The organism is Acinetobacter sp. YH12106 (genome assembly GCF_013418995.1).
Taxonomy (GTDB): domain Bacteria; phylum Pseudomonadota; class Gammaproteobacteria; order Pseudomonadales; family Moraxellaceae; genus Acinetobacter; species Acinetobacter pseudolwoffii.
In genome coordinates, this window is the sequence record NZ_VPAV01000051.1 from 1 (window position 1) to 4,663 (window position 4,663).

The following is a 4,663-nucleotide window of genomic DNA, read 5'->3' on the forward strand; positions in this document are numbered from 1 at the left end:
CTCGGTTAATTAAGGCTCGGTTATAGGATGACCAATTGGTTGTACGGTAGATTTTAGAGGCAGGCTTATTCATTTTGAAATTATATTGCTGAATAAGCTTTTGATGCTAGGTTTGTGCAACAAAGCCAGTAAGCCTGAATAGTTCTGCTAAAAATTGCTCACTATAATGGGTCAGGAAGCTTTCTTTTCATTTATCTATCGGGACACAGTACTGGTCATAAAACAGCCATAACAAGGGTTATGAGATCATTCCTCCAATGACCATATTTGCTAGTAGGCGCTGTATTTCTTTCTCCAATTTCAATACCTTCCTAACTCATTAGAAAATTTTTGAGCACCATGACATCAATTTTTTCCAGTTTTATCGTTGCAAAAATGAAATGCTGCGTCGCTTAAACGGCCTTCACCTCTGTTTTTATTTACATTAACTTACAATAGTGAGAATGATTAACATTCATTATCCCGTTAAGCTTTAGCTCTATTTTACTCTCAATAGTTTGATTCATGATCAAATTATGATCTTCATTAAGTAAAAAGATCACTGCATAGTGATGCGCTTTTTTATATTTATATCGCCTGATTCCTGATGAAAATTCCATGAAAAAATTCCGCTATCTGCTGATCCTACTCCTGCTCTGTGCAGGATTATCTTTGTCAGTCGGTGTCGGAGATATGAGCTGGCAGGGTCTATTACAAGGTCAGGCACATGACTGGCAACTGTTCTGGACCAGCCGTTTCCCACGTTTGATGGCCATATTGATTGCCGGTGCGGGGCTGAGTGTTTGCGGCCTGATCATGCAGACCTTGAGCCGCAATCGCTTTGTCTCCCCGACCACAGCCGGATTATATGACTGTGCCCGTCTCGGGGTACTGGTTTCAATTATTCTGCTGCCAACTGCATCGATTTTTCTAAAAACTGGTTTTGCGATTGTAGTCACCCTGCTCGGGGCAATGGGCTTTATGGCGATTTTATCGCGGCTGAAACATCGGGATACTGTATTTGTGCCACTGGTCGGCATGATCTTCGGCAGTATTATTTCTGCCTTTACCACCTTTATTGCCCTGCAAATGGATCTGCTACAGAGCCTTGCCGGCTGGTTACAGGGAGATTTTTCCACCATTTTAAACGGGCAATATGAACTGATCTATCTCAGTGTACCGCTGTTTTTGATCATTTACCTATTTGCCCAGCGTTTTTTATTGGCTGGCCTGGGACAGGATTTTGCTTCTAATCTGGGGCTGAATTATCACCAGACCTTATTTATCGGCCTGATTCTAGTGTCGATCATTACCGGCGTTGTCGTGATTACTGTCGGTGCGATTCCCTTCTTGGGCCTGATTGTACCGAATATTGTCAGCTTGTATCTGGGCGATAATCTAAGTAAAACCTTGGCACCGACGGCTTTACTGGGTGCCTTGCTGGTGCTCATCTGTGATGTTATCGGCCGTATTTTGATCTATCCTTATGAAATCCCGATCAGTCTGATTATGGGGGTATTTGGCAGCGTGATTTTCCTGTGGCTGTTACTACGGAGTTATCGTCATGTCTAATTCGGCCAAATTAGTGCTGCTGAGCTGTGCGGTATTGGCCAGTCTGCTGCTGTATCTCTGCTGGGATCTGGGTCCGGCATGGCGCTATTCACTCGGTCTGCGTTTTAAAACGGTATGCGGCATAGTGGTTGCCGGCACGGCGGTGGGAATTTCAACCCTTATTTTCCACAGTATCGTCAATAACCGGGTGGTTACCCCACAGGCGCTGGGACTCGACAAACTGTATGAGCTGTCCAAAAACCTGATTATTTATATTTTTGGTGCCAGCGCCCTGCTGTCACTGAATATTGTGGCTGATTATTTTATTTCACTGGCGCTGATGCTGGCCTTTGCCCTGCTGCTTTATCATTTTATTTTCAAAAAAGTGGCGGAAAAGAATATCTATTTCCTACTGCTGGTCGGACTGATCTGTGCCACCTTATTTGACAGTATGGCCACCTATATTCAGGTACTGCTCGATCCGGATGAGTTTCAGGTCGCCGCCTATGCCGGCTTTGCCAGCTTCAATTTCGTTAGAGTCGAACCGCTGATCCTGTCGACGCTGACCATTCTGCCAATCCTGATCTATTGTCTGCTAAAGGTGCGGATTTTTGATGTCATGGCACTGGGCCGCGATCATGCGCTCAATCTGGGACTCAATTATGATCGCGAGAGCCGTATCTCGCTGATTCTGGTGGTGCTGGCTCTGGCTTCAGCTACGGCTTTGGCCGGTCCGATGATGTTCCTCGGTCTCTTGGTTCTGAATATCAGTCTGGAAATTTTTAAAACCCATCGCCATCAGATTCTGCTTCCCGGCATGATCCTGGTTTCGTTACTGGTCCTGTTGATCGGGCAGTTTATTGTGCTGCATCTACTGAATTTGCGCACTACGCTCAGTGTCATCATTAACTTTGTCGGCGGACTCTACTTTTTTTGGATCTTATTGAAGGACAATAAAAAATGGCAATTGTCTTAGAACATATCAGCAAGCATTATCATGAGAAAACCGTGGTCAGGCAGGTGTCTCTCGACATCGGTGAAGGACAGTTCACAGCCTTTATTGGGCCGAACGGTGCCGGTAAAAGTACCCTGCTCGGCATCATGAGCCGGCTGATGAACCCGGATGCGGGTCAGGTGATGCTGGACGGGGAAAATTTGCAACAGATGAAAAATGCCGAGATTGCCAAGAAAATGGCGATTTTAAAACAGGCCAACCATACCGAATTGCGTCTTTCGGTTGAAGATCTGGTGGCATTTGGACGCTTTCCCTATTCACATGGCCATCTGACTGCTCAGGATCATCAGATGATTGACCAGTCCATTCAATATATGGAACTGGAGCCGATGCGACACCAGCAACTGAGTGAACTGTCAGGTGGACAACGCCAGCGTGCTTATATTGCCATGGTATTAGCGCAGGACACCAAATATATCCTGCTGGATGAGCCGCTCAATAATCTGGACATGAAACATTCAGCCCAGATCATGCGGGTGCTTAAGGACCTGTGCGTCAATCATGGTAAATCCATCATTGTGGTGATTCACGATATCAATTTTGCTTCGGTCTATGCCAACCAGATCATTGCCATGAAACACGGTGAGCTGGTCTATCAGGGCACACCGCAGCAGATCATGCATGAAGATATTCTGCAGGATATTTTCGATTTTCATATTCCGATTCAGCAAATCCAGCAACATCAGCTGGGCCTGTATTTTATTAGTTAGGAGACATCCATGCAATTCAAAACCAGCGTATCTGTACTGCTTGTCACCGGTCTTTTGGCCGCATGCAGTCCGACGGATGCACCTTCTGGCCAGAACACGACATCTGAAATGCAGCAGTTCGAGAGTCAGGCCGGTAAAATCAGTATTCCCAAAGAATTAAGCCGGATCACGGTGCTGGATACGAACTCCTTAAATACCATCCATACTTTGGGCGGCAGTGATAAAGTGGTGGCGCTGCCGCAAGGCACTCCGTTACCGGCAGCGCTGCAGCAGTTTAATAACAAGAGCTATATCGATGTCGGTACAGCGAAGGAACCCAATCTGGAAAAAATTGCCGAAAGCCAGCCGCAGCTCATTTTAATGAGTGGACGCATGGAAAACTTGATGGGCCAGATTCAGGGGATTGCCCCGGTGTATTTCAATCAGGTGGATTATCGCGACCGTTTTAATTCTTTCAGCCAGCATACCTTGAATATTGCGGATATGCTGGGCAAACGTGCTGAAGCCGAGCAGCAGCTGGCTACGCTGTCTAAAGACATCGATGCCCTGCAGGAAAAAACCAAGGATAAAACTGCCTTGGTGATTCTGGTCAATAACAACAAACTCTCTGCCTATGGGGTCGGTTCACGTTTTGGCCTGATTCATGACCTGTACGGTTTCCAGCCAGCCGACCCAAGTATCAAGGTGGGGACGCATGGCATGTCGGTATCGCATGAATTTATCGCCGAAAAGAATCCGGACTACCTGTTTGTGATTGACCGCAGTGCGGCGATTACCGAAGGTGACGGGGGTGCACGCAAGGTACTGGACAATAATCTAGTCAGACAGACCAAGGCGGCTAAAAACGATCATATTGTTTTTCTGGATTCTAGCACCTGGTATTTGATCAACGACAGTCTGGGCGGCATGCAAGCCATGCTCAAAGAAGTAGAGGCAGTGGTAAAATAATTTCCAATGCTGAAAAGACCGAAAGGCTCATCTCTTTGTGTGATAACGCATGAATAAATGAGTTCAAAATAGGTAGCTGAAAATAGACTGGTCGTGGTGATTTTAAAGTTGTCTCTCCTGATTTTAGTCATTGAGCTGAAGTAGAGGTGGCAGAAAACCGTTGAACTGAGACGCTTATCAGTATTTATCTGACGGCACTGTTGCAAATAACCACGAATGGTAAGCTGAAGACTGTTTTAGCTAAAGGTGCAGCATATGAATCCTTTCCATGGTCGGCATTTTCAGGGCGAAATCATTCTTTGGGCTGTGCGCTGGTATTGTAAATATGGCATTAGCTATCGTGAACTGCAGGAAATGCTGGCCGAACGGGGTGTGAATGTTGATCACACGACTATTTACCGTTGGGTTCAACGTTATGCTCCTGAAATAGAAAAACGTTTACGCTGGTATTGGCGTAATC

4 protein-coding genes and 1 pseudogene are annotated in these 4,663 nt (G+C 46.0%); all 5 read left to right on the forward strand.

Annotated features, from left to right (window positions below; all coding sequences use genetic code 11):
• Nucleotides 1–597 precede the first annotated feature (597 nt).
• Nucleotides 598–1,551, forward strand: coding sequence for an ABC transporter permease (locus tag FTU45_RS14965; protein WP_005096088.1), 954 nt, complete (start codon nucleotides 598–600; stop codon nucleotides 1,549–1,551).
• The gene (locus tag FTU45_RS14970; protein ID WP_005096087.1) at nucleotides 1,544–2,506 is read left to right on the forward strand and encodes an iron chelate uptake ABC transporter family permease subunit; all 963 of its coding nucleotides are present in this window, start codon (nucleotides 1,544–1,546) and stop codon (nucleotides 2,504–2,506) included. The genes FTU45_RS14965 and FTU45_RS14970 overlap by 8 nt, the downstream gene beginning before the upstream one ends.
• The gene (locus tag FTU45_RS14975) at nucleotides 2,491–3,255 is read left to right on the forward strand and encodes an ABC transporter ATP-binding protein (RefSeq protein ID WP_100329936.1); all 765 of its coding nucleotides are present in this window, start codon (nucleotides 2,491–2,493) and stop codon (nucleotides 3,253–3,255) included. The genes FTU45_RS14970 and FTU45_RS14975 overlap by 16 nt, the downstream gene beginning before the upstream one ends.
• Before the next feature lie 9 nt (nucleotides 3,256–3,264).
• Nucleotides 3,265–4,203, forward strand: coding sequence for a siderophore ABC transporter substrate-binding protein (locus tag FTU45_RS14980; RefSeq protein ID WP_104510428.1), 939 nt, complete (start codon nucleotides 3,265–3,267; stop codon nucleotides 4,201–4,203).
• 255 nt (nucleotides 4,204–4,458) lie between these two features.
• Nucleotides 4,459–4,663 (forward strand): annotated as a pseudogene (locus FTU45_RS14985) (IS6 family transposase); the annotation flags it as partial.

Coding starts and splice junctions, on each gene's coding strand:
- FTU45_RS14980 (WP_104510428.1), top strand. CDS start 3,265: ATGCAATTCAAAACCAGCGTATCTGTACTGCTTGTCACCGGTCTTTTG.
- FTU45_RS14965 (WP_005096088.1), top strand. CDS start 598: ATGAAAAAATTCCGCTATCTGCTGATCCTACTCCTGCTCTGTGCAGGA.
- FTU45_RS14975 (WP_100329936.1), top strand. CDS start 2,491: ATGGCAATTGTCTTAGAACATATCAGCAAGCATTATCATGAGAAAACC.
- FTU45_RS14970 (WP_005096087.1), top strand. CDS start 1,544: ATGTCTAATTCGGCCAAATTAGTGCTGCTGAGCTGTGCGGTATTGGCC.